This window comes from Leptospira neocaledonica, from assembly GCF_002812205.1.
GTDB lineage: Bacteria > Spirochaetota > Leptospiria > Leptospirales > Leptospiraceae > Leptospira_B > Leptospira_B neocaledonica.
Window position 1 is genome coordinate 123,273 of record NZ_NPEA01000008.1, and the last position, 23,907, is coordinate 147,179.

At 41.6% G+C, this 23,907-nt stretch carries 24 protein-coding genes and 1 tRNA gene; 12 read left to right on the forward strand and 13 right to left on the reverse strand.

All coding sequences use genetic code 11. From position 1 onward, the window contains the following. Position 1: 1 nt before the first annotated feature. Both CH365_RS15120 and CH365_RS15125 read right to left on the reverse strand, forming a co-directional pair. Entirely contained in the window at positions 2-727 is a 726-nt protein-coding gene (locus CH365_RS15120) for an SDR family NAD(P)-dependent oxidoreductase (RefSeq protein WP_100769403.1), read from the reverse strand. Between the two features lie 74 nt (positions 728-801). After that, positions 802-1,590: an arginyltransferase gene (locus CH365_RS15125; protein ID WP_100769518.1), complete on the reverse strand. Its 789-nt coding sequence runs from the start codon at positions 1,588-1,590 to the stop codon at positions 802-804. A gap of 69 nt (positions 1,591-1,659) precedes the next feature. Between CH365_RS15125 and CH365_RS15130 the strand changes: the two genes are divergently transcribed. The 5 genes from CH365_RS15130 (at position 1,660) to CH365_RS15150 (ending at position 5,981) form a co-directional block, all read left to right on the forward strand. After that, the gene (locus CH365_RS15130; RefSeq protein ID WP_100769404.1) at positions 1,660-1,971 is read left to right on the forward strand and encodes a hypothetical protein; all 312 of its coding nucleotides are present in this window, start codon (positions 1,660-1,662) and stop codon (positions 1,969-1,971) included. 4 nt (positions 1,972-1,975) lie between these two features. Further along, positions 1,976-2,371, forward strand: coding sequence for a ribonuclease HI family protein (locus tag CH365_RS15135; RefSeq protein WP_100769405.1), 396 nt, complete (start codon positions 1,976-1,978; stop codon positions 2,369-2,371). 107 nt (positions 2,372-2,478) lie between these two features. Continuing rightward, positions 2,479-2,820 carry a hypothetical protein gene (locus CH365_RS15140; protein ID WP_100769406.1) on the forward strand — a complete coding sequence of 114 codons (342 nt, stop codon included), beginning with the start codon at positions 2,479-2,481 and terminating at the stop codon, positions 2,818-2,820. After that, complete coding sequence (locus CH365_RS15145; protein WP_100769407.1) at positions 2,817-4,112, forward strand: CCA tRNA nucleotidyltransferase; 1,296 nt, start codon at positions 2,817-2,819, stop codon at positions 4,110-4,112. Before CH365_RS15140 ends, CH365_RS15145 begins: the two co-directional genes overlap by 4 nt. Before the next feature lie 288 nt (positions 4,113-4,400). After that, positions 4,401-5,981: an outer membrane beta-barrel protein gene (locus CH365_RS15150; RefSeq protein ID WP_100769408.1), complete on the forward strand. Its 1,581-nt coding sequence runs from the start codon at positions 4,401-4,403 to the stop codon at positions 5,979-5,981. A 111-nt stretch (positions 5,982-6,092) separates the two neighbouring features. Here the strand turns inward: CH365_RS15150 and CH365_RS20020 are convergent, their stop codons facing one another. The 11 genes from CH365_RS20020 to CH365_RS15200 all read right to left on the reverse strand — a co-directional run bounded on the left by CH365_RS20020 (position 6,093) and on the right by CH365_RS15200 (position 18,568). After that, on the reverse strand, positions 6,093-6,236 hold the full coding sequence (locus tag CH365_RS20020) for a hypothetical protein (protein WP_165782617.1): 144 nt from the start codon (positions 6,234-6,236) through the stop codon (positions 6,093-6,095). Between the two features lie 184 nt (positions 6,237-6,420). Then, entirely contained in the window at positions 6,421-6,822 is a 402-nt protein-coding gene (locus tag CH365_RS15155) for a hypothetical protein (protein ID WP_100769409.1), read from the reverse strand. A gap of 141 nt (positions 6,823-6,963) precedes the next feature. After that, positions 6,964-10,260, reverse strand: coding sequence for an efflux RND transporter permease subunit (locus CH365_RS15160; protein WP_100769410.1), 3,297 nt, complete (start codon positions 10,258-10,260; stop codon positions 6,964-6,966). Further along, complete coding sequence (locus CH365_RS15165) at positions 10,260-10,994, reverse strand: hypothetical protein (RefSeq protein WP_100769411.1); 735 nt, start codon at positions 10,992-10,994, stop codon at positions 10,260-10,262. Before CH365_RS15165 ends, CH365_RS15160 begins: the two co-directional genes overlap by 1 nt. A 5-nt stretch (positions 10,995-10,999) precedes the next feature. Then, positions 11,000-11,995, reverse strand: a complete 996-nt coding sequence (locus CH365_RS15170; RefSeq protein ID WP_100769412.1) for an efflux RND transporter periplasmic adaptor subunit — start codon at positions 11,993-11,995, stop codon at positions 11,000-11,002. Continuing rightward, on the reverse strand, positions 11,992-13,410 hold the full coding sequence (locus CH365_RS15175) for a TolC family protein (protein WP_100769413.1): 1,419 nt from the start codon (positions 13,408-13,410) through the stop codon (positions 11,992-11,994). The genes CH365_RS15170 and CH365_RS15175 overlap by 4 nt, the downstream gene beginning before the upstream one ends. Before the next feature lie 111 nt (positions 13,411-13,521). Then, positions 13,522-13,878, reverse strand: a complete 357-nt coding sequence (locus tag CH365_RS15180) for a hypothetical protein (protein ID WP_244283224.1) — start codon at positions 13,876-13,878, stop codon at positions 13,522-13,524. 107 nt (positions 13,879-13,985) lie between these two features. After that, positions 13,986-14,468 (reverse strand): hypothetical protein, encoded by a 483-nt coding sequence (locus CH365_RS15185; RefSeq protein WP_100769414.1) that lies wholly within the window; start codon positions 14,466-14,468, stop codon positions 13,986-13,988. Then, positions 14,465-17,182 carry a preprotein translocase subunit SecA gene (gene secA / locus CH365_RS15190; RefSeq protein WP_100769415.1) on the reverse strand — a complete coding sequence of 906 codons (2,718 nt, stop codon included), beginning with the start codon at positions 17,180-17,182 and terminating at the stop codon, positions 14,465-14,467. The genes CH365_RS15185 and secA overlap by 4 nt, the downstream gene beginning before the upstream one ends. A 64-nt stretch (positions 17,183-17,246) precedes the next feature. Next, the gene (locus CH365_RS15195; protein WP_100769416.1) at positions 17,247-17,942 is read right to left on the reverse strand and encodes a type 1 glutamine amidotransferase; all 696 of its coding nucleotides are present in this window, start codon (positions 17,940-17,942) and stop codon (positions 17,247-17,249) included. Then, positions 17,939-18,568 (reverse strand): TlpA family protein disulfide reductase, encoded by a 630-nt coding sequence (locus CH365_RS15200; RefSeq protein WP_100769417.1) that lies wholly within the window; start codon positions 18,566-18,568, stop codon positions 17,939-17,941. Before CH365_RS15200 ends, CH365_RS15195 begins: the two co-directional genes overlap by 4 nt. Positions 18,569-18,699: 131 nt before the next feature. Between CH365_RS15200 and CH365_RS15205 the strand changes: the two genes are divergently transcribed. From CH365_RS15205 to CH365_RS15235, 7 genes are all read left to right on the forward strand, one after another. Beyond that, positions 18,700-19,188 carry a DNA primase gene (locus CH365_RS15205; protein ID WP_165782618.1) on the forward strand — a complete coding sequence of 163 codons (489 nt, stop codon included), beginning with the start codon at positions 18,700-18,702 and terminating at the stop codon, positions 19,186-19,188. A 42-nt stretch (positions 19,189-19,230) separates the two neighbouring features. Beyond that, positions 19,231-20,562: a 6-hydroxymethylpterin diphosphokinase MptE-like protein gene (locus CH365_RS15210; RefSeq protein ID WP_100769419.1), complete on the forward strand. Its 1,332-nt coding sequence runs from the start codon at positions 19,231-19,233 to the stop codon at positions 20,560-20,562. Between the two features lie 108 nt (positions 20,563-20,670). After that, positions 20,671-21,162, forward strand: a complete 492-nt coding sequence (locus CH365_RS15215; protein ID WP_100769420.1) for a response regulator — start codon at positions 20,671-20,673, stop codon at positions 21,160-21,162. Further along, positions 21,095-22,498 carry a HEAT repeat domain-containing protein gene (locus CH365_RS15220; RefSeq protein WP_244283225.1) on the forward strand — a complete coding sequence of 468 codons (1,404 nt, stop codon included), beginning with the start codon at positions 21,095-21,097 and terminating at the stop codon, positions 22,496-22,498. The genes CH365_RS15215 and CH365_RS15220 overlap by 68 nt, the downstream gene beginning before the upstream one ends. Before the next feature lies 1 nt (position 22,499). After that, positions 22,500-22,991: an LIC_11959 family protein gene (locus CH365_RS15225; RefSeq protein ID WP_100769421.1), complete on the forward strand. Its 492-nt coding sequence runs from the start codon at positions 22,500-22,502 to the stop codon at positions 22,989-22,991. Beyond that, on the forward strand, positions 22,988-23,488 hold the full coding sequence (locus CH365_RS15230) for a hypothetical protein (protein WP_100769422.1): 501 nt from the start codon (positions 22,988-22,990) through the stop codon (positions 23,486-23,488). The genes CH365_RS15225 and CH365_RS15230 overlap by 4 nt, the downstream gene beginning before the upstream one ends. Before the next feature lie 44 nt (positions 23,489-23,532). Next, positions 23,533-23,606 (forward strand) — tRNA-Ile (locus CH365_RS15235). Positions 23,607-23,907 lie beyond the last annotated feature (301 nt).

Consider the following 23,907-nt stretch of genomic DNA (forward strand, 5'->3'; position numbering starts at 1 on the left):
CTTAAACGGAAAGTCTTCTGAAAATAAAAGATGGGATAAGTCTAATAATCAAAGAGACCAAAGCCCAACGAGCAGGCACATAGAAATTCTCTTTTCCTGCATTCACTTTTTCTAATATAACTTGAGCAGCTTCTTTGGCTGTGATGAGCCACATAAGTCCTTGCAAACCCTCGGTCATTGGAGTTTGGATCATACCGGGTTTTACAGTGACTACTTGCACACCTTTCACTGCTAAACGATTGCGTAAAGCTTCTAGATAAGTAGACATCCCAGCTTTAGAAGCATTGTATACCGGATTTCCTCTGCGACCTCTGTCGCCCGCGATGGAAGAAATACCTATAATTTTGCCTGCCTTCTTCTCTTGGAAATACGCAGCTGCGGAATTCAACCAAGCAACACAACCTAAAAGATTTACTTCTAACATTTCCAGATCTTTATCGACTGGAAATTCTTCTGCACCAACTCTATGCATCACACCGGATGCGTAATAAATTTCGTCCAAGCCGCCTAGAACTTTTACTGCTTTAGCAAATTCTCCCGGGACCTTGGAGTATTCTGTAACGTCATGTTTGACGAGTAAGTTTTTTGCTTTAGAGGAAGGAAGTTTTTTCAGTTCTTTTTCTCTTCTCGCAAAAGCAGCGACTTGATGTCCCTGTTCGATCAATTGAGATGCAATTTCTTTTCCGATACCGCTAGAAGCGCCTACTACGATGATCTTTTTAGCCATACCAACCTTTCTGGGACGCAAGGCCAGTCTGACAAGCCTGATTTGGGGGATTTTATAAGAAGAATGACCCGAGTTTATATGCCTGCTCGTTTATCTCCGTTAGGACCATTCTCCAAAATATAATCGGAAAGAAAAGATCCGCTTTCTTTCCAAACACCAGTATTACGATCCAAAATTTCGGAAGGTTTCCAATTCTTTTTATAATCCATCTTAGGATGACCCGGAAGAAAAAGACCCAATTGAAATTCTTTAAATCCGTTTTCCTTAGCCCAAAGGATAGAAGAAAGAATGAGAAAATTTCCCAAACTTCTTTTACTTTCTTCCGGATCGAAAACGGAATATACAGCAGAAACCGCTTCCTTTCCTAGATCCAATAAAATCCAACCGAGCAGCCTATCATTTAAGAATAAAAGAAGTTCTTTTGAATTTTCAGAACCCACATACATCTGGAACTTCATCGTTTCTAAAATTTCAAAGTCCGAGTCTCCATAACTTCCTTCATGTCTAGACTTCTGGTATTTGATATATAAATTCTCTTTTTCAGGATCGATTTGGGGAGAAGAAGTTTTAAAAGTCAGATCAGAATTATTTTTCTCTAATCTTTTATGAGTAGAAGTTTTACTAAAATCAGAAAGTGAAACCCTGTAACTGAGACAATGAGAACAACCGGCACAATTCGTTCTGTAATAGAAGTTACCCGATCTTCTGAAACCGAATCTAAATAGAACATCCAATCCTTCCGGCAAAATTTTCTCTCTTAAGATAAAACCTTTCACCTTGGACTTTCTATCCGGATAATAAGAACATTCCGATTCCGGAGTTTCCGGAAGGGAATTTAGAAATTCAAAATAATCTATCCTCATCTCGAATTGCCATTGTTCCAACTCGTTTTTACATTGCCAAACCAAAGCCTCCGAAGGATAGGACTATTGATGGTATTTGGTTTAATGATGGATCATCCGGCACGTTGGAACGCTTATAGATTGGCTTTCGGATTTACGATTCTCAGCTATCTTTTTTATTTTTTATCCCTACCTTTCGTTTTATTCGCCTTATTAGGAGCCGGACTTTTCTGCTTGATTGGTGGATTATTCTTCCCTCATATTTTCGATCATTTGTATCGGACCTTCCAATTTTTGGTTTTAGGTATACTCTCCTTTTTAGTATCCTTTCTCATCCTGATCGGATATCTAATTTTCTGGAGACCTTTACAATTCGTTTTCGGATCTAAAAACCAAGAATAGACCGGTGAAAAAGTTCAAAATATACTGCGACGGTGCTTCTAAAGGAAATCCGGGACCTTCTTCGATTGGGGTGGCGATTTACGAAGGAGACACGGAAGTCCACTCCATCTCACGTAGGATCTCCGACGGAACCAATAATGTGGCCGAATGGGCGGCACTGGAAGCTGGTATAGAATATTGCCTCTCCCAAGATGCGGACGAGGTTACGGCATATCTAGACTCCGAATTAGTAGTAAAACAACTGAAAGGGGAATATAAGGTCAAATCCCCTCACCTGCAAGTTTCTAAAGAAAAAGTCAAAGGCCTCACTTCTAAACTCAAACTGTTCTCTATCCATCATGTCCCCAGGGAGAAAAATAAAAGAGCAGATAAACTAGCCAATCTAGCTTTTGAATCTTAAACTGACCTCCTTGTTAGAGTTCAAACACCTGATACTCTTTGGGCTCCGTGAACTCCCTGCGAAAAAAAAGGTTTTCCTCTTGGGATTCCTCTTGAAAAATTCCATGCATGGGCCGTACGAAAATCCTAATTCTGTTCCTACTCTTATTCCAAACCTGTAAGGCCAGTATCTTGGACAAAATGAAAGAACTACAAAAAGAAGGAAAGTATTTAGAACTTGCAATCCTCTGTAACGAACATGCTGACGAAGAATACAAGGAGATCTGCAATACGGCTTGGGATGAAACAGGAAGAAGAATAGATCAAATCCTTTCCCAACAAGCAGACCTTCCCTTCTTAAGAGTTTCTGTAGACGAAAAAACCAAAAAGCAGGTAGAAGAGATTTTTTCTAAGAATCCTGCGCTCAAAGACCGTTATCTACCGATTTGGAAGAAGATCGTCCAGGAATGATGAACCCTGATCCGAAACAACTCATCTCACAAATCCCTTCTCCTTTTCTAGAGGATCTATTAGAGATCAGTAGTACCATACGAAATCACGGAGGAGAAGCATACGTAGTTGGGGGAAGTGTCCGCGACCTGATCTTAAACAAAGTGCCTCATGAATACGATCTTGCAGTTTCCGTTTCACCGGAAGAAGTGCAGAAAATTTTCAAAAGAACTGTCCCTACCGGGATCAAACATGGAACCATCACAGTATTATTTCAAGATAGATCATACGAATTAACTACATTCAGAAAAGACGAAGACTATATAGACGGAAGACGACCTGAGACAGTACAATTCGGCGTAAGCCTAAGCGAAGATCTAAAAAGGAGGGACTTCACCATGAACGCCCTTGCCTTGGATCTTCAAAAGAAGATCTTAGTAGATGAACATTCCGGATTAGAAGACATTCAAAATTCTTTAATTAAGACCATCGGAAATCCGGTCTCCAGATTTACGGAAGACGGACTTAGGCCGGTTAGAGCAATTCGATTCGTTTCCACGCTCGGATTTAAAATCCATCCGGAAACTGCAAATGCGATAGAAACATGCAAATTAGTCACAGCGAAGGTTTCCCCGGAAAGAATACATGATGAATTTTTAAAAATACTCAAAAGTAAAAATCCAATCGGAGGATTAGATCTATTAAGAAAATATAAAACTTTAGAATTATTCACCAAAACAAAATTGTATTCGGCAGACTGGGAAAAACATAAAAACGGATTTTCCAAATTAGTCCAAACGACTGAAAAAGTAAAACTGGCCTATTTCCTAACTTCTTGTTTTTCGGAACAAACATGGCTCGGCGACTCGAATGTATTTTTTAAAGAACTTAGATTTTCCAACCAAAGGACAAAAGATTCTCAGTTTCTTGTAAAAACCTTGTTTTTGCTCATCCAGCAAAGAGAAGGATTAAAAACTTCAGCAGGACTCCGTACCCACTTACTTCATCCGGTCGCACAATATGCAGGCAAAAAAGAACTTTGGGATTGGTGTTTAGAACTTTCACAACTTTGGTCCGCTTTTTTAACCGAAGAAGCATTTTGGCTCACTCAAGCGGAACAAGAATGGACGAAGAATCCTCCACTTCTGCTCTCTGATCTGGTCATAGATGGAAATCTAATCCGGGAGAAATTTCCGGACCTTCCAGCGCCCAAACTAGGAGAAGTACTACGCTCTTCCTTACTTTCCGTGCTCCAAGATCCGAATCTAAATTCAGAGAAACTTCTTCTGGAACTGATCCGTAAATCTTTGTAAATTAAGATAACGGTCGAAGTTACTACAAGACCCACCTCAATTTTCCCTGCCAAAACCTCGCCTCATTCAAAATATCTTCTACTTTGCCTAGTCTTTCAGCATCCAAACTTATGCTTATTTTTTAAGCACTATGCCGATATAGAAAAAATAGCCCGAAATATATATAAACTCTAAACATCAAATATTGGATTTAGAATCGTTTTTAAGCCTTATTTAGTCTCTTTGCCTATTTTTATCGTATTGGCACGCTAGTTGCATAGTTAGGAGCATAGGAGATTTAGGAGAATGATGAGAAAAAAAACAGTCAACCTCATTGCTACCTTTACTCTGGTGACCGCCTCTTCGGTTTTTGCCCAACCGAAAAAGGATACACCGGACCCGAAGGCAGCTCCGGCTGCGGCGGTAAAAGCCGAGCCAGTAGAAAAGAAATGGTACGACGCGGTGGATTTTTCCGGATTCGTGGATGTGTACTACATGTACAACAACAACCCGTTACAAGGAAATGATATCGATTCTACCAGAGCTTTCGAGACCAACAACAAGAACTTCGCAGTGAACGCAGCTGCCTTAGCGGTTCAGAAAACTGCCGAGAAGGGAAGCCCTTGGGGATTCCGAGTGGATTTCCAAAACGGTTTGAATAACCCGTACCAAGAAGGTCTTTATAGCACTGTTAACGGTGTATATAACTACAACCTATTAAAGCAAGCATACATCAGTATGTATTTCCCTGTATTGAAAGGGATGACACTGGATATAGGAAAGATGGCAACTCATATTGGATATGAGGTGATCGAGTCAATGGGTAACCCTAACTACTCGATAGGGGCCATCTTCCAAAACACGATCCCGTTCATTCATACCGGTGCTCGCTTAACCACACAATTTACAGACAAATGGGCTGGAACCTTTTATCTGTACAACAGTGGTGGTGGTACTGGTTATTTATCTCCTACCGAAGCAAATTTGACCACATCAGGAAAAAATACCTTCGTAGAAGGAGCTACTCAGCATAAAGCGGTTGGAACTCAGTTAAAAGGACAGATTATCGAAGATAAACTTTCCATTACCTGGAACACATTGTACTCTCAAGATGGAAGCCAAGGTGTAATTAATCCATGGGAAGGTTACTATCTGACTTCCGTTGGAGAAGGTGCTAACATAGCTAACTACGCTCCAAGAGCTAAGTACAATAAAGACTACTGGTTCATGAACCATGCGATCATTTCGATCACCCCGCATGAAAGAATTACAATCGACTTAGACTATACTTGGAGTGAAAAAGCTGGAGGATTTGCAGTTAATAATGCTGTTGCAGGAAACAAAGAAGCTGCTGCTGCAAACGCTGACGGATCAGACCCGTACACTATCGAGAAAATTTTAGGTGGTGCTGTAAATACTAGTAATACTAAAGCTTCCTATAAAGCTTACGGATCCTGGATTAAGGTTAAAATTAATGAAGAGTGGGGAGTTAACTTCCGTTTCGAGTACATCGACGATAGTAAATACAACACTCAGTTGACTACTTTCAACCCTTTCAGAAATGCAAATGCTTACTTGAGCCAATCTCAACAACAGGAAGACGCGGCTTTAGCAGCAGCTGTTAAAGCTTCTACTCCTGCTCTTGCTGGGCTAAGCGACAATGAAGTATTACAGATCTTGAAACCGAAAGATTATACCAACTACGGAGCAACACATTATGGTTCTTATAAGACCTTTACTGTGACTCCAGTTTGGAACTTCACTGAAAATCTTTTGATCAAGCTTGATATGAGAAGAGACTGGGCGAACGGATATCAATTCGTGAACTCATCCGGTGAAAAAAGTAAAGATCAATACGGTTTAACCTTAGGTATCGTAGCTAAGTTCTAATCCAGCTTAGATAACGATCTTTAGAAAAAAAGAGCGTCCGAACCGGGCGCTCTTTTTTTATCTTTATAGAAAATGGAAAAAATCGAAATCAGGAAAGAAGAAGGGTAACTCTCAGAAGTCTAAATCGGATTGCCCTGACATGGCAACCAATTGTCTTCTAAAAGAATGAGGAAGGATATTCCAACAGGATCTAAAAGTTTTTTTCCAAAAGCCTGTATCCGCTTTTTTCAGTTTTGCCTTTAAATGTTCGCTCATCTTCAAGACCCTCTTAAGATTTTTAGAGTGAAAAAACCTGAAAAAAATTTCGAGGTAGAAGGGATTTTTTGATTCGAAATTTCAAAAATCTATCTAAGAAATTGTTGGTCCTGTAGATAGATTTTTATGATTTATACGTCGGATAACAGATCCCTTTTAAAGCCCTGCCCTTCTGCCTTAGCTATTATGCTACTAAAACTCCATAAACGATAATGCCTATCCCAACTAGATTCGCGGTGACACCTATTCCACCTAGGATCTTTCCAAGAGGAGGATTTTCCTTAAATTCGTCTTTGATCCCCTGGAGCCAGTCTACAGTGTCTTTTAAAGCGATAAATCCAGAAGAAACGGCAAAAGAGATCGCCCCGACTAAAGCAGTCGTTTCCGAAAGAGGAGCAAGTTGAAACGCAAATACTAAACCAAGGATCATAGCGCCTTGCATCAATGGTCCGATATGCGCAGCCTGCAAGTATCTGGAAGGGAATTCTGCTTTCATTCTAGCGAATGCATATGCAAATCCTGTCAAACTTCCGTATGCTAAATTTAAAACTCCGGTTAGAATCAAAATTTTTTCGGGTACATTCATGGTCATCACCTGTATCTATATTTTGGTAAAGTGCATATCGTTTAGTCGATTAGAGTCAATTCTGTTTTCATGATTCACGAAAAGAAAATAAAAAAGGCCGCGTGAACAGCGGCCTTTAGATCAGTCGATTTAAATTATGAATTAACGTTTCTTTTTGGTAAGGGCTTTTTTCTTTACCTTCTTACTTCCGTTCCTATGTGCCGGAGGAGCGTCTTGAATATCCTCTTCATCATATAGCGAAACGTATGCTTCCGGATGAAGTTCGAATGTTTCTGCTCCCGCGGCCTCATGTTTTCTATCTCCCACTAAGACTAAATATAGAGAAGGCAGAACCGTCAGTACCAGGAATAAGGCGGAGAATAAGCCTCCTACGATTACCGTAGCCAAAGGCCTCTGAACATCCGAACCGACTCCGGACGCCAAGGTAGCTGGAATTAGTCCGAGTAAAGCGAGTAACATCGTCATTAGCATTGGTCGCAATTGAATCACAGCTGCTTGTGTTACTGCTTCTTTCGTGGTTAAAGTCGGCTCGTCTCTCAAAAGATGATTTGTCCTGGAAACAAAAAGTACTCCCGACATGGTAGCAATCCCGAATAAGGAGATAAAACCTACCCCACTGGATACGTTAAAATAATACCCTCTAAATAGAAGCGCATACATTCCTCCCACTAAGGAGAGAGGCAAACAGGCTAAAGCCACATATACATATTTTAAATTTCTATAAAGTAAGAACAATACTCCAAAAATGATCGCAATAGTTACAGGAATAACGATCGCTAGTTTTTTACCTACCCGAGCAAGGTTCTCATACTGTCCGCCGTAACGAACCTCGTATCCTTCCGGAAGTTTTATTTTCTGCTGCACTTTTTTACGAAGTTCGTTCACGAAACCACCTTGGTCTCGACCTCTTACGTTTGTTCTTACGGTAATGGTCCTTCTACCTTCCTGGCGAAAGATCATAGTAGGTCCGTCTTCTAATGTGATCTTCGCTAATTGAGAAAGAGGCACCCTTTCTCCCTTAGGAGAAATGATCGGCATCGCCTCTATCGCTCTTTTAGAAGCTCTGTAATCCTTGGAAAATCGAACTACGATTCCGAATCGAGCAGGTGTTTTTGGAGGAATATCGGAAGGTCCCTCATACAAGGTGCTGATCCTTTGCATTCCGATGGCAGCTTCTACCATCTGTTGGATATCGCTTACATTGATCCCATAACGGGCCGCTGCTTCCCTATCAATTCGAACAGTTAACTGTGGACTATCCGCCTCTTGCTCTATTCCGAATTCGCTCGCTCCTGGCATATCCTTTACAATATCTAGGATTTCTTCCGCAAGTTTACGCATCACTTTTAAGTCTTGGCCGGATACGAATACCGCAAGGTCCGCAATGGTACCCATAATCGCTTCCGACAAGTTATCCATGATCGGTTGAGAGAAACTGATCCTTGCACCGGGAAGAGTAGCCTCCAGATCGTTTTTCATTCTAAGGAGAAGTTCCTGTTTGGTGATCCTTTCCTTCCAATCGTCGTAATCTTTCAAACTTACGAGAACTTCCAATCTGTTCGGAGGAAGAGGATCCGTTCCATCGTCGTTTCTTCCTAACTGAGAAAGTACAACGCTTACCTGTTCATTTTTATAGATCGTCTCCCGAATTTTAGGCATAAATTTACGAGCTTCAGGGAGAGAAATTCCTACAGGGAAAAAGATCCTTAGGTTAAATCCACCTTCGTCCATCTCAGGGAGGAACTCGGTCCCAAGCTTATATCCGCCTATCCCCAAAAGTATGATCACAACGGTAAAAGCACCGATGACTACCCTTCTAGATCTTTCTACTAAATAATCTATTAAGGTTTTATAACGTTCTTCGATCCATCCATAAACCGGGTTATGCCAAGCGATCGGTCCAGGTTTTTCCGATTCGAAATATTTGCGGAACATAAAAGTCATCAAAACCGGTACAACAGTCATAGAGAAAATTAAAGCTCCGAAGATCGCGAAGGAGATGGTGAAAGCCATAGGTTTAAACAGACGACCTTCAATACGTTCGAATGAAAAAATAGGCAAATACGCAAGTATGATGATCAGAATGGAAAATAAAATTTCAGTCCCGACCTCGGAGCCGGACTCGGCTGTAAGTTTGATGATTCCCTTACTTTTATCACTAGGAGTGGCGTCCCTATATCTTCTCATGATATTCTCTACCATGATCACGGCACCATCTACAACGATCCCGAAGTCGATAGCCCCCAAGGACAATAAACTTGCTGGGATCCCGGTTATATTCATGAGAAGAAAGGCGAATAATAAGGCGAAAGGAATGGTTGCCACTACTACAAGAGAAGCCTTTGCACTTCCGATGAAGAAGATTAGTACCAAGCTTACGACCATCACTCCTTCTAAAAGAGTTCTTCCAATGGTGCGTAACGTATAATTTACAAGATCACTCCTGTCATAGGTTGTCCTGAGTTGTACCCCTTCAGGAAGATAATTCTCATTAATTTCTTTTACTTTTGCACGAATCCGATCTCCCATCTCATTGGGATCCCCCCATCGACGCATGGCCACGAGTCCCTGAACGGAAGAATCTATATCCATGACCTGATTATCTATACGAACAGTGTAACCTAAGACCCCACTCGGAATAGGGTGAGAAATTTCCACTGTAGCCAGGTCCCGAACAAATACGGGGACTCCGTTCACTGTTTTTACTACGATATTTTCTATATGTTCAGCTTCTCGTATTGCGCCCAAAGAACGGATAGGAAAACCTTGCTCACCTTGTAAAAGAAGATTCCCGCCAGTATTTAAGTTATTCACCTGAACCGCTTGGATTACATCGTTTATCGTAAGTTTATAACGTACTAATTTATCGGGAGAAGTTACTATATGAAATTGTTTAGGCAAACCTCCGAATGTAACCACGTCCGCGATTCCAGGAATAGATAACATCTTTGGCATAACAATCCAGTCTTGGATCGTTCTTAATTCCATTTGAGTGTGATTCCCGGATGATTCGACTACATACCTGAAAATTTCTCCTACAGGAGAACTCATAGGTCCTAGAGCTGGTTGGACTTCCTCCGGAATATCCGCATCCGCGACCCGTTCCATAAGTCGCATCCTCGCAAAATAATCGTCTGTCCCGTCTTCGAAAACGAATTGGAATACTACAAGACCATTGATAGTTCTGGAACGACGTACAGCTACTTTGGGAATCGCATTCAATACTCTTTCGATAGGAAGAGTTACTCTTTCTTCTACTTCAACAGCAGCTTTTCCCGGAAATTTTGCAATCAAACGGACTTGAGTATCCGCGATATCCGAGTAGGCTTCTTTTCGAATATCTGTCCAAGCCCAAACTCCTAAAACCGCTACAAAAGCTGAAGCGATAATAGTGGGAACCCTAAACTTGAGTACGGACTCTATGAGTTTATCTATCATTAGTATGACCTCGTATCAAAGAAGTAACCTAATTGAATGAGAAGCTGTGGATTTTTGTAATCTCCACTTCCTACTCCTCCCCCAACTTGTAGAAAGAAATTTCCGAGAAGGAAATCATATGTAAGTCCTACATATCTTTGGTTTAAAGTTACCTTCTGTTTGTCTCTACTCTCATATTCCAGGAAGGTGGCTAAATTCGGATTCTGCTCAGCTATATAAGAGCGAATGATCAGATCTTCAAATGTAGGATTCCTATGTTGGTATCCTGGAAAATCGCTGCCAGTAGGATAAGAAGTTTGTCCGCCTCGTCCTAACTCAGGAGCAAAAGGATCTACTTGGAATTGCCCTATTACTACAGAAACGCTATGTGCAATAACGGAAGTTTTCCAAAAACTAAAACCTAGATCCGCCTGCCATCCCCACCAATGAGGTCCCCAATGACCGCCGGACCCGCGTATTACGATATCTTTATAATAATATCCCAAATTAAAGTTAATACTTCCGGGAGAACCTATACTCGCCCCGTAAACGAAGAAGTTCGTAGATTTAGGAAGAGCTTTCTGAGTAAGCTCGTCTTTCTCTTCCTCTCCGAATTTGGTCTTACGATCGGCATCTGGAGACCATTCGGGAGAAATATCCTCACTCTTATAATCCTTCTTCTTTTCCTCCGAATAAACGGAAGAAACAAAAGAAAATAAGAATATTATAATAATAAAACTTAGTATTCTTTTCATAGAGATTAAAATCCGAAACTAAGTCCTTTCAAGAGAATGGCCCCTTCTACAACCACCTTGTCACCTTTGGTCAAACCTTCCAGAACGTTCACTCTTTCTCTTGTGGAAATCCCGAGCACAACTTCTCTTCTGAAAAATTCATGAGGAGTTTCTTCTACGAAAACGTAATTTTTGCTTTCTACAGTTACTACAGAATTGAAAGGAATAACAACCGAATCGCTTCCTGTTTCTTCTGGGAATCTTACGGTTGCAAACATTCCAGGTTTTAATCTATAACCTTCGTTTTTGATCGCGATCCTGACTTTTACAGTTCTAGTAAAAGGATCCACGTTATCTCCCAATGCTTCGGCAGTTCCGGCCCATTCCTGGTTCGGGAAGGAGTTGAACACCACCTTAACCCTTTTCCCTTTTTGCAGACTGGAAAGTTGGGATTCTGGAACGTCAGAAATAATCCAAGCTGTTTGACCGGCCGCTTTTTTGATCATTGCAGGGTTTAAACCGACTGCCCTCAATTTTCCTTCAAACTCCGCGAATTCGGCCTCGTCGTTGTTTACTTCAGTCTCTGCTTCGATCAGATCTTTTTCAGTCGCTACTCTATGTTTGAACATATCCTTGATACGATCTAAATTTTTACGGGATCTATTCAGACTATTCTTAGCATGAACATAGCCGACATATAGGTCGTTCAATTCCGCAGATTCAAATAATACGATTTGTTCAGAGTCGGATACGGAAGGAGATGTAGTGGCAATCAATCTCGCAGGAGCTTCTACAGTTACAAATTCTCCAGGTTTGCCGATCTCTGCACTTCTAATGATCTCGAGGCCAGGACTATTTTCTTTAAACTCGATCCTTTCACCATGATCATGGACAATTGCCTTTTGAGGTCGAGGCGGAGTCTTCTTCCCACCTTTGTTTAACGTAAAAGAAACGATGGAAACGGAAATAGCCGCCACCAGAACGATTAATAAAATTCTAAGTTTGTTAGATGATGGAATCATTTCGAGCCCCCTTCCTTAGCACCACCGGATTCTCCGTTGGATTTGTAACTTGGGACTATCAGCCCCGTTCCGACCGAGTAATTTACTCCTTCGATCGCTTCCATCCTGTCTGTTTGGAGGCGTAACATTTCCACGATACTAGATCTGTATGTTTCGAAGAAGTCGGCGAATTCTAAAATGGATATATAACGTTTTTCGTAACTAAGGATCATATCCTCCGCTAAATCAGCGTAGTCCTTAGTATAAGTATTTCTGAATTTTCTGTAGAGATCGTCTTTTGCTTTAGCAGTTGCCAAGGCAACGCTTACATCGTTCTCCACTTCCAAGATCAGGTTTTTCAATTCTTGTTTTCTGACTTGGATGGATTTTTCGGCAGCCTTGATATTCCCTTGGTTCCTATCGAAAATTGGAATATTCAACTGAGCAGTAATCCCCCAATAGTTTTGGAAGGCCGTTCCTCCTCTGTTGTACATCGGACCGAACGCAAGATCAGGAATTGCATTTGCATGTTGTAATTCCAGGTTAGCTTCTTCGTATCTTAATGCTTGGACTGCCTTTTTCAGGTCAGGTCTGTATTCCCTGGCCTTAGCAAGCATATTATCTAATTTTAATCCTTCCATGGATGCTTTTTCCACGAAGTCCAGATCTAAAACAGGAACGATTGCTACAGCTTGATTTTTATATGTGTCTTCGTTGAGTAAAACTCTTAGATCCGCTTCCTTCTCCAGGACTTTAATCCTAAGATCTTCTCTTTCTTTTCTTAAAAAGAATAGAAGTGCTTTTAAACGTAAAACTTCAGACTGAAGAACCGCTCTTCTTTTATGGGCGAGTTCCGCTGAATTTACGGTTTTTTCCAAGGCGATCAGACTTTTGTCGTAAAAGGCAATCGCGTCTCTATAATAATGAATAAAGTAGAAGGTCCTACGGAGTTTAGTGATCAGCGCTCTTGCAAGATCGTAAAACTCCTGCTCGCTCATCTTAGCACTTAACTCTGCTACACGAACACGTTTGTCTATCTTACCACCAAGTAAAAATACTTGTTGGATCTGCACCACAGTTTGTCCCGATCTTGTAAAATCGAAATAACGTTGTGTAGGCTCCGCAAAAATACTCTGATCCACGAAAATATTCGGGTTCGCATAGAGACCTGCTTGTTCTATACCCGCTTTTCTCGCGTCGATATTAAATTTAGAAGCAAGTAATAGAAGGTTATTCTTCCAAAGCAGTTCTTCCGCTTTGGCAAGTTCCAAATGAACTTGTGTCCTTTCCTGATCTCCCGAAGCCGCCGCGATCTTTGCATCCGTATACAAAGTTTCACCGATCCCGGGAGCACCACTCGGGGTCGAATCCGGCTGAGAAACGGTCTGATTCGTCGCCCAGACCAAAATTAGAAACGTTAGTATCTTTTTATTCATAGTTGTACGAAGTTATCCCTGAAGATAGCTTTTGCTTATGCAAGACTCCCCTATGGAACGATGCCAATAGACCTATGGCGCGAAAACCGTTCCGAAGTAATATAAAACCGATTAAGACAGGCTAGGTGGAGGGAGATTTGTTAGAGAAAAATGGAGAAGTCGGTCCGATCTGTATTGGCCGCTTACAAATACGATCTTAGAATCAAATGTAGGTGGAGTCCAAGGATAGCTGGATGATGCATCCGCAATAAAGTCAGCAAGCCTGCTGTCTCTTTCTCTTGCTTGTGTGTAAACAAGTCCTTCGGAGTCCGTTAGATCAGATTCAAGGGCGGTGGAAATGTTTTTCTTTGTTTGGGATAAAGAAATAGCACGGCTCTCTAGGTCTTTATCCACCCATTCCAAAGTAGAACAAAAGACTACCAGAGCAATCTGTAAGAAGATCAGCAGAATGTAAGGTATGCGCCGCACTATTATGCCAAATGAATATAGACGGTTATTCCGTCAAGATTTCGAAATTTTTTAGCCTGAAAAGATAGATAGATCGTTTAGTATAAAATAACTACCTAAATTATATATTAACGCATAGGATCCGGAGGAGTATGAGTAACTTTGAGTACCGCCCCTCTCGAAAATAGAATTTTAATTTCTTTATCCGGTCTTGAACCTTCTGCAAATTTAGAAATGGGCCTATAATAAAGCCATTCTTCCATACCAGGGGCCCAGCTATTTACTGTCCTTCTCTCGTCCGGTTCTCCCAGTTTCGTTTTTACAAATAGTTTATTTTGACTCATCAAAGATCGGATTAATTCGGACCGAATAAAAACGTTTGAAGAAGCTTCTAATGCATTCGGGTCTGCATTCTGTCCCAATAAACTTATGTCTGCATCCGGAATGGATTTGAGTACAAATTCCTTACACTTCGTATCATCCGCGAAAGTCTCCATACATTCGGAATATAATTGTTTCGGACTCTTATTTTCTTTATTCGATGCAGGGAAAAAATAAGCGCAGTGAAAAAAAGAGAATAAACAAAATGTGAATACGTATATGGACTTCATTTTCTTTTTCTCCGGCTAGTCTTCCTTTCAGAACCTCCGCCTCCGGAAGTCACAGGCATTGCTTCTGCTGCGGGATTTTTAGGTTTAGCTCCTTGCAATTCTTGGAAGCCTCCTGTTAGTTCCTGTCCTACTTTTTTATACTCTTTTTTCTCTTCAGGCAACTGAGTTTTTTCGGTAACTTCTACACGAAGTAAGAAGCTAACGATCTCATATTTCATGTTCTCGATTGCTTGATCGAATAAACGGAAACCTTGTAGTTTATATTCTACAAGAGGATTTTTTTCTCCGTAACCTACTGTCCAGATACCTTCTCTCAAATGGTCCATGGAGTATAGATGTTCTTTCCAACGATGATCCAGAATATCTAAGAAGATATTCCTTTCTAAAAGTTTCCAAACATCACCGCCAATTCGATCCGCTTTTTCTTGGTAGAAACTTTGAGCAGCATTATTCAAAGAATCGAAAATAGCTAGTTGAGGATTTTTTGATTTTTTAATTTCGTCTTGGTTCACTTTCCAAGGAAGTCCGAGACCTTCGAACCATTCCTTTAGAACGTCCCATTCCCAACCGTTAGGATTTCCGCCTTCACAAGTGGTGACTACTTGGCCTTCGATCATTTCTTCTAAGAAACTTTTTGCCTGTCCGGTTACGTCTCCACCTTCCAGGACCTCGTTTCTCATCTTATAGATAACGATCCTTTGGCGGTTCATCACATCATCGTATTCGAGAAGATGTTTACGAATATCGAAGTTATGGCCTTCTACCCTTTTTTGGGCTCTCGCGATTGCGTTAGACACCATTGGATGCTCGATCTCTTGTCCTTCCGGCATCTTAAGTCTTTCCATGATGCCTGCGATCCGATCCGATCCGAAAATCCGCATTAGATCGTCTTGTAGGGAAAGATAAAATCTACTGGAGCCAGGATCTCCTTGACGACCGGAACGACCCCTTAGCTGATTATCTATCCTTCTTGCCTCATGCCTTTCGGTTCCTAAAATATGAAGACCACCTGCTTCCAGAACTTCTTCGTGGTTTTTTCTCCAAATTTTAGCACTGGTTAAGATATCGTTTGCCTTGGATTTTTTTGTCTGAGAGTCCAATCTTTGAGAAATAGATTCCGCTCTTTCAAAATCTGCGCGAACTACCGCTTCTTTAAACTCGCTGATTACAGGATCTGATTCTTTCCAAGACTCCAGGCTTTCTTTAAATAACTGAGCCCCACCTAGAACGATATCAGTTCCTCTTCCCGCCATATTGGTAGCGATGGTAACCGCTGCAGGTTTTCCCGCGTTTGCGATGATTTCTGCCTCTTTTTCGTGGAACTTTGCGTTTAATACGTTATGCGCAATTCCAGCTTGAGCAAGAAGTCTTGCGAGAACCTCTGATTTTTCGATAGAGATAGTTCCCACAAGCACAGGTTGTTTTTTGTCTCTACAATCCTTGATCTCATTTAAGATAGCAGTGAACTTTTCTTTTTCAGTTCGATATACTCTATCAGCTGCATCCTTTCTTTGAACAGGAACATTTGGAGGAATTACGATCACATCCAAATTATAGATCTTATGGAATTCTTCCGCCTCAGTGTCTGCTGTTCCAGTCATACCGGAAAGTTTTTCATATAATCTGAAATAGTTCTGAAAAGTAATACTTGCAAGTGTTTGCGATTCCCTTGCAATCGGAACTCCTTCTTTTGCTTCCAAAGCCTGGTGAAGTCCGTCGGAATACCTTCGACCAGACATCAAACGACCGGTGAACTCATCTACTATAATCACTTCTCCGTTTTGGACCACATAGTCCACGTCTCTCTGGAAAATTTTATGAGCCTTTAATGCCTGGTGAACGTGATGAACTAAGTCAACGTTTTGAGGAGCGTATAAGTTTTCGATCCCAAGGATTTCTTCCACATGAGCCACGCCCTTTTCTGTCATCAGGGTGTTTTTGGCCTTCTCATCCTTCTCGTAATCCTCACCTTCGATAAGTCTAGGAATGATCTTGTCTATGCGAGTATATTTGTCGGTGGATTCGTCGGAAGGACCGGAGATAATGAGTGGAGTCCTTGCCTCATCGATCAAGATAGAGTCCACCTCGTCCACGATTGCAAAAAAATGAGATCTCTGTACTTTATGATCAATATGAGAGACCATATTATCTCTCAGATAATCGAATCCGTATTCGTTATTTGTTCCGTATGTGATGTCGGAAGAATAAGCATTCTTACGATCATCATGCTCCATATCGTGTTGGATAATCCCAACGGATAATTCCAAGAAATCGTAAATCGGTTTCATCCAATTCGCGTCCCTTCTTGCCAGGTAATCGTTCACTGTTACCACATGAACCCCTTTACCGGCGAGTGCGTTCAGATAAATTGCCAAGGTAGAAGTTAGGGTCTTACCTTCTCCGGTTTTCATCTCGGAGATATTTCCCCAATGAAGAGAAATTCCTCCCATCATCTGCACATCGAAATGGCGCATCCCTAATTTTCTTAAGGCAGCTTCTCTTACGGTAGCAAATGCTTCCGGAAGAATATCATCCAAGGTTTCTCCCTTAGCGAGTCTTTCTCTGAACTTTCTAGTTTGGGAAGAAAGTTCAGAATCGCTGAGAGAACGCATGGACTCTTCCAAAGAATTGATTTGGACTACAATTGGAGTGAGTCTTTTGAGGTCTCTTTCGTATTTACTTCCGAATAAAACCCTGAGTAATTTCTGAATCATGTATGCACCATCAACCGTTTCGTCTTATAAATAGTCCCGGGAACTCGGGACATTGGATAGAATATTATAAATCCAAAATTCCTTCAAAGAGAGCTCTTCCGGCTCTTTCCATCTGAGACCTAAGATCTTCCGTTTCGGGTCCGGGAATCCATCCTGCTTTTTTAATAAACTCAGAATGTATATTCTTCCAGACGCCTAACATATTCTCTGTTACTTCCAGATGACATTGGATACCGAATGCACGATTCTCAAATCCAAACATCTGGTTAGAATAAAAACTTCCTTGTAATAGATGATCCGCACCTTTCGGGATCTCGAATACATCCTCATGCAAATGGAATGCGGGAAAAGTAGAAGTTCCATTCAATTTAGAAAATGCGGGATGAGAAGGATTTACCAATTTCACGTCGGAGAATCCTACTTCCGGCCCCTTCTCCCCTTCATATACCTTAGCACCTAAAACGGTTGCTAAAATTTGAGAACCCAAACAAATCCCGATCACCTTCTTGTCTTTCATAGATACCAAGTGGGATGCGAGCTCCAGCCAAGGTTTAAAAAATTTATGCTGGTTATGATCATGAACCGTTTGAGGTCCGCCTAAAAATACAACAAGATCGAACATTTGATGAGCGGCCGGAACGATATGCACTCTTTCGTCATAAGCGTTATGATAGGTAATCCTATAATTTCTAGCTTGCAAAGAATCTAATAGAGTTCCCGGACCTTCGCAGTCCTTGAACCGAACGATGAGGCATCTCATGATTGGCCGGCCATTCTTTTAAAGAAGATCACTTTCATATTTTTAGGAATTTTATTCGGGTCAGACTCTTCGCTGATCGGCCCAATAAAATTATAATATAAGATCAAAGGTTTTGTTTTGAACAGAAGTGTCTCAGGAGTTCCTGTCACGAGTCCTTCCGTACGATCCACTTTGAAAGGTGGTTTCATAATAATCACCGGAAGTTGTATCCCGAATTTTTTCACTTCTTCTTTCATGAGGACCGCTGCTTCTTTCATTTTTTGTTCCGTAGAAAGAGCTTCCGGATTATCAAAAAATATATCCGGGTCCACGATCATGTATAACTTGATGTGTGGAGTTTTTTTCAGTTCTGCATTCAGATAATTTAAAACAGGGATTTCCTTAACACAGGGAAGACAATTGGGTCCATACACATTCAGTGCGATACGATCTGCAGCAATATCGCCAATGCGAATATTTTCCCCTTCCAAACTGATGCCTTCAAAATCTTGGACACCTAGATTGGATTGTTCTGATGGAGCACAAACAGTAAGAAGGCTCGAAATTAATAAAAGGATTAGGCGGAAGAAAATCCCCTTGAGATAGGGAAAACTAAGCCTGGAATCGGAGTTGGCCTGAGAATCCATGGGCGTTTACCAAAATCGAAGATTCTCCCCAGAATTCAAGGAATAAACGAAAGATATAAGGGATTGACAGACAAGAGAAATTGAGAATGATGGTAGTTTCAAAGGCCTCTATCCCCTCTCAGGAATACAAAATGACCCAGAACCAGAATTCAGAATTCGATATTGTAACTTTGATTGAACTGGCCAAAAAAAACAAGTACGAAAGAGCCGTAGCCGGCTTCCAAATCCTGGATAGAATCGACAGACTCGAATTGCCTAAAAAAATCAAAGGGCGCAAACTTGCCGTCCAGGCGATGTTTGCACTCGCAAACGAAGAAGTTCAGTATAAATACGTAACTAAAGAAGAAAGAGCGATAACTGAAGCAGAAGCTCAAGGAAACGGAGCTACTTACTCCCAATTCAACGGACTATTCGAAGCTCCTCAAGCACCAATCGCAGAAGAAGATATGGAAGAAGATTTTATTCCAGAAGAAGCTGCGAAACCTCTTATGGACATGGAAGATGGTGAAGAGGGAGAATCCTACGACGAAGAGGAAGATGATTCCGATGACGACGAGGATGAAGAAGAGGAAGATGATGATGATTCCGACGACGATGAGGAAGAAGAAGACGAGGATTAAACAATCTTTCAGCTTGTCCGGCAATCCGACGGTTCCCTGAATTTGAAGGAGGAAAATTCCTCCTTTCATCTACATTCCACACAAAATCCAATCAAAGAGGGAGAGAGAATCTCCCTTTCTATTCCTTCCCCCCTACAAAAAGACGAATTCCTGGTGATCATCGGGGTTGGCTGCGGGTATCATACGATTTCTTATTTGAAATCTGTCGAAGATACGACAAAAATCCTACTGCTTGAACCATTTTCCGAACTAGAAGCCCTAGTTGGGGCCGAACTAAAGGAAAAATTAGGTGGGGTCCCTATCTATTACGGCTGGGAGAAGTTTGAGAAATTAAATAGATCCGACTGGATGCCTTCTTCCACCAAGAATCTGCGAATTTTCATTCATCCGAATTATTCTAGACGTTATCCTGAATTGAGCGATAGGATCCTCTCCTTTTTCTCAAAAAAAGAATCCGTTTCTCAAAACAAACTCGCGAAGCAGGAATTCGGAAGACTCTGGGTCAGAAACTTCTTCAAACATATGAAAAAATCTTCTGAAAATCCGAATTTGTATCGTATATTGGGCCGTTCTATCACTCCAAAGTCCGGAAGGATCGGATGTTTTGTAGGAGCTTCGCCAAATCTAGAATCGGAGATCGATTGGATTCGAAAGAATCGAGAAAAATTCTTCCTACTGAGTTCAGACACTGCACTTGGATATTTATTAGAAAATGATATCCAACCTCATGGAGTACTATCTATAGACAGTGGGCTTGGTACTTTCTATCATTTTCCGGAGAATGTTCCGGAGAATATTCCAATCTTCACTTGGTTTGGCGGAGCTTGTCGGATCTTCGACCTGAAAAACCCCAAAATCATCTATCTTTCCACCCACCCATTGGACCAGATCCTAGGAGCCAAATTTTATCCGAGGGCACCGATATTGGAAAACCCTAGTCTGAATGTAGCTGGTCTCGCGATCTCTCTACTCAGAACCTTAGGTGCAGAATCCGTTCTATTAAAAGGATTCGGGTTCGAGAGAGATGCAGGAAAAACTCACTGCAGGTCTACTGGTTACGAAAGATACGATAGATTTTTCATCGATCGTAGAAGAAGCTTATACAATTCGAGATATACGCCTGAATCTCGATGGAAAACAAGAACGAGTGTCCTAGAAATATTACAAAAATGGAGTCCTATCCCGATTCTTTCCGAAATCGATTCGAAACAAGAGACGTTCTCCGGCTGGGAAAATTCTCTAGAAAACTACCCTTCTTCTTTTCCCGGCTCTGGACAAGAATGGAGAAAGCTTTGTTCTGGAATTTCGGAACTTCCGAGTGAGATCCATGTCCTTCTCCCCAGAGAAACCAAACTCTTGGATCCGATAACCTAATTTCCGTCGAAGATACTACAAGAAGAAGATTCTACTACTTGACATTCCGGGAGAATTTTCCAAGACTCTCTAGTTCCGGGAAACCGGCCTACCTTTCGGTCAAGGATTATGAATAAAGGTTATATCATTTGTGTCGATGATGAAGTGTCGGTACTGGAAACTCTCCAGGAACAGCTTCACAACGAGTTCGGAAAAACTCATGAGATCGAAACCGCAAGAAGCGCCGAGGAGGCACTTGCCTTATTGGATGAAATCCAAGGTTCCGGTTATGTGATCGAAGTTATCATTACGGACCAGGTGATGCCCGGTATGAAAGGAGCCGATTTTCTGGAATCGGTCCACAAACGGTCTCCGGATTCGATCAAAATTCTGCTCACCGGTCAGGCCGGTTTGGATTCTGCCATCCACGCGATAAATTTCGGGGGATTGAGCAGATACGTGGAAAAACCATGGAACATAGAGGATCTAACCAGAGACATTCGATCTTTGATCGAAAAGTTCCGACAGAACCTGGAGAATCAACATTTAGTCAATGAGCTTAACAGAAGAATTAAGGAACTCGAAGAAGAAAACCGCAAACTACAGCAAACAGGCGAATAACCAGCTGAAAAATTTCCGCGTTTTTTCCAAAACCAAAAAAGGATTCATTTCCCTCGGAAGCATTTATGCCCTTTCGCTTGCCATTTGTTTTCTTTCCTTCAATCAAATTTCTTCCAAAGAAGCCCCACCTAAGCCTAAATATACGGAAGAACAGATTCGCAAAAAGAAAGAAATTCTCTACCAGATCCTAAAATACGGGACCACAAAAGAAAGAGCTAGTGCCCTAAGAGAACTCGAAGATTTTCCAAAAGAAGAAGCAGGAGAATTATACGATCAGGTTGGAGTGATCCTTTCCAAGGACCCTGATTGGTCTATGAAGATCTATGCACTTCGAATTTCCGGAATTCTAAAACTCACCCAATTCGAAGATAAGATCATCGCATTATTAAAATATGACCAACAAGACGTCCAAAAGGAAGCGGTCTATGTAGTCAAAAAACTCAAATTTGATTCTGGAATTCCTGTTTTGACGGAACTACTCAAAAGCCAGGACTTCACTAAAAATACGAATTTTCTAATCGCACTCATCGAAACCTTGGCAGAATTTCCTCAGGCAAATGAAGCATTCTCCGTATTAGAAGCAAGGTTCCAGGAGAAGTTTAACGATCCGGAAGTAAGAGCCCAGATCGCACTCTATTTCGGAAAAGTCAAAAAGTCATCGATCGAGAATGTCCTGATCGCAACAGTAAAAGACGAAAAAGAACCGATTACACTTCGAGCCTATTCGGTAAATGCTCTAGGAAAAATCAAATCGGAAGCTGCAATCACTCCACTTAGAGAACTTCTGGAAAAAATCCGTGCATTAAAATCCAAAACCGATATCCAGGATTACCAAGCACTGAAGATACATACGATCACTGCCCTCGTTTCCTTAGGCGATAAGGAAATTATAGAAGAATTATATTCGTTTGCAAGAGACGACGATGCAATGGTTCGACTTCGCGCCATCAAACATTTGGCGGAAACGGAAGACCCGGCAGTTATCGAAATTTTAGAATATAAGGCACAAAGGGATCCTAGTGAAAAAGTAAAACGCGCTGCTCAAAACGCGTTAGATCAACTTCGCAAAAAACTAGATCCTAATTTTGTACCTACAAACACAGACAAACCCGCAAAGGATACCAGCACACGAAAAGCTGGTGGATCCAGCTCCAGTTCTTCTTCCAGAAGATCCAGACCGGGTAGCGGAACTAGTGGTGGAGAAGGTTCTAATCCAGTTCCATTAAGCGGAGAAGGTAGCTCTTCTTCTGGTGGTGGAGGATCTTCCAGTTCCGGAGGTTCTTCTGGAGGAGGAAAACCGGGTGGCGGAGAGTCAGAGGACCTGGAAAACGAATAGTATGAAACAAATCCTTCTCCTATCCATAATCCTTTGTTTGATACCTACATCGGATGGGAGAAGATTAGATGCAGAACCTGCAGGAAACACTTACCGAGGCACCATCACTCTACAAGAACCAAGAGCGCTGGATATAAAGGAAACCTTAACAGATTCTTCGCCCAATTATCCGGAAACAATCAAACTATATTACCAAGGTTTAAAGGAAAACTACGTAGTATTCTACGATTGGAACGGACATACTTTATATTATAAATACAGAGATAATAAATTTGATAGAAGATTAAGAAAATATGTTTCTAGATTGGCAGCCGGAGCACCTTACGAGGTCACGGGAGAATACCAAGGAGTATTCGTATTCGAGAATAAAACCATTCGAAGATTCAAAAAAAAAGGAGAAGATACACTTGCTGATAAAAAAGAAAAACAATCGATCCCGGTATTCCAACTAGTCAAATACAGAGAATTGATCTTAGAGGAAATCATCTTTTGATCCGTCTTCCCTTCTCTAAAATTCTTCCGTTCTTATTCATTCTCACCAGCATATCCATAGATTCTGTTCCCTTAGATCCTGACCAAAAAGTCTATCAACCGGGAGAAATATTCGCAGAAGATTTTATCCGAATCGATTTCCCGGAAAAAGCGCTCGTCCGCACCGAATCCAGAAAACGCTGGAGAGCGGTTCCACTCAAAGACAGGCCCTGGCTTGCCGTCTGGAGAAAACTGGACCGAGTCGGAGAGGAAACCCTAGAAACCAAGGTATTGGAAGCAGTCTTTCCGGATACTACACCTGAAAAGTTCAGCATCTATAAGACGGAGATCTTACGCTGGTCCAAAGAAGACAATTCAGGAGGAAACCCGCTCCAACTTTATTTCTTTCTACTCCGAAAAGAGGACAAGGCCTACACATTCTACGTCGCATTTTATAAAGAACGCCAAGATCTGAAAGAATGGTTTTCGAATCCGAACCGTTACCTAAACCCACAATAAAATCGACTTGCTAGGAGGCGAGGTCCTCAAAAAATGGAGCCTCCGGGCCTATAGCTCAGTTGGTTAGAGCAGCAGACTCATAATCTGCGGGTCGAAGGTTCAAGTCCTTCTGGGCCCACATTACTTTCCCCTATTAATGCAATTACAGTTAGATCGGCCCAGAAGGGCTTGAAGCTTTCGAGCGAAAGTGTTTATAGCGACCCATAGGGAGCGTAAATAAACGCGTCCCGAGTCCATGGATGGATGAAGGCGCGAGAAAGACGCCGTGGAGCCAAGTCGAGCAGGATGCGAGACTGGGTAACGGCAAGTCCAATCCTTTTCCTTTGTTTGAGTCTCCGCGGCAGGGATACGCAGGGTATAGTCCGGGCAAAGCCCGGATGAGCGCGAATGCGCGAACCCGAAGTAGCCCAGTCCGAGCT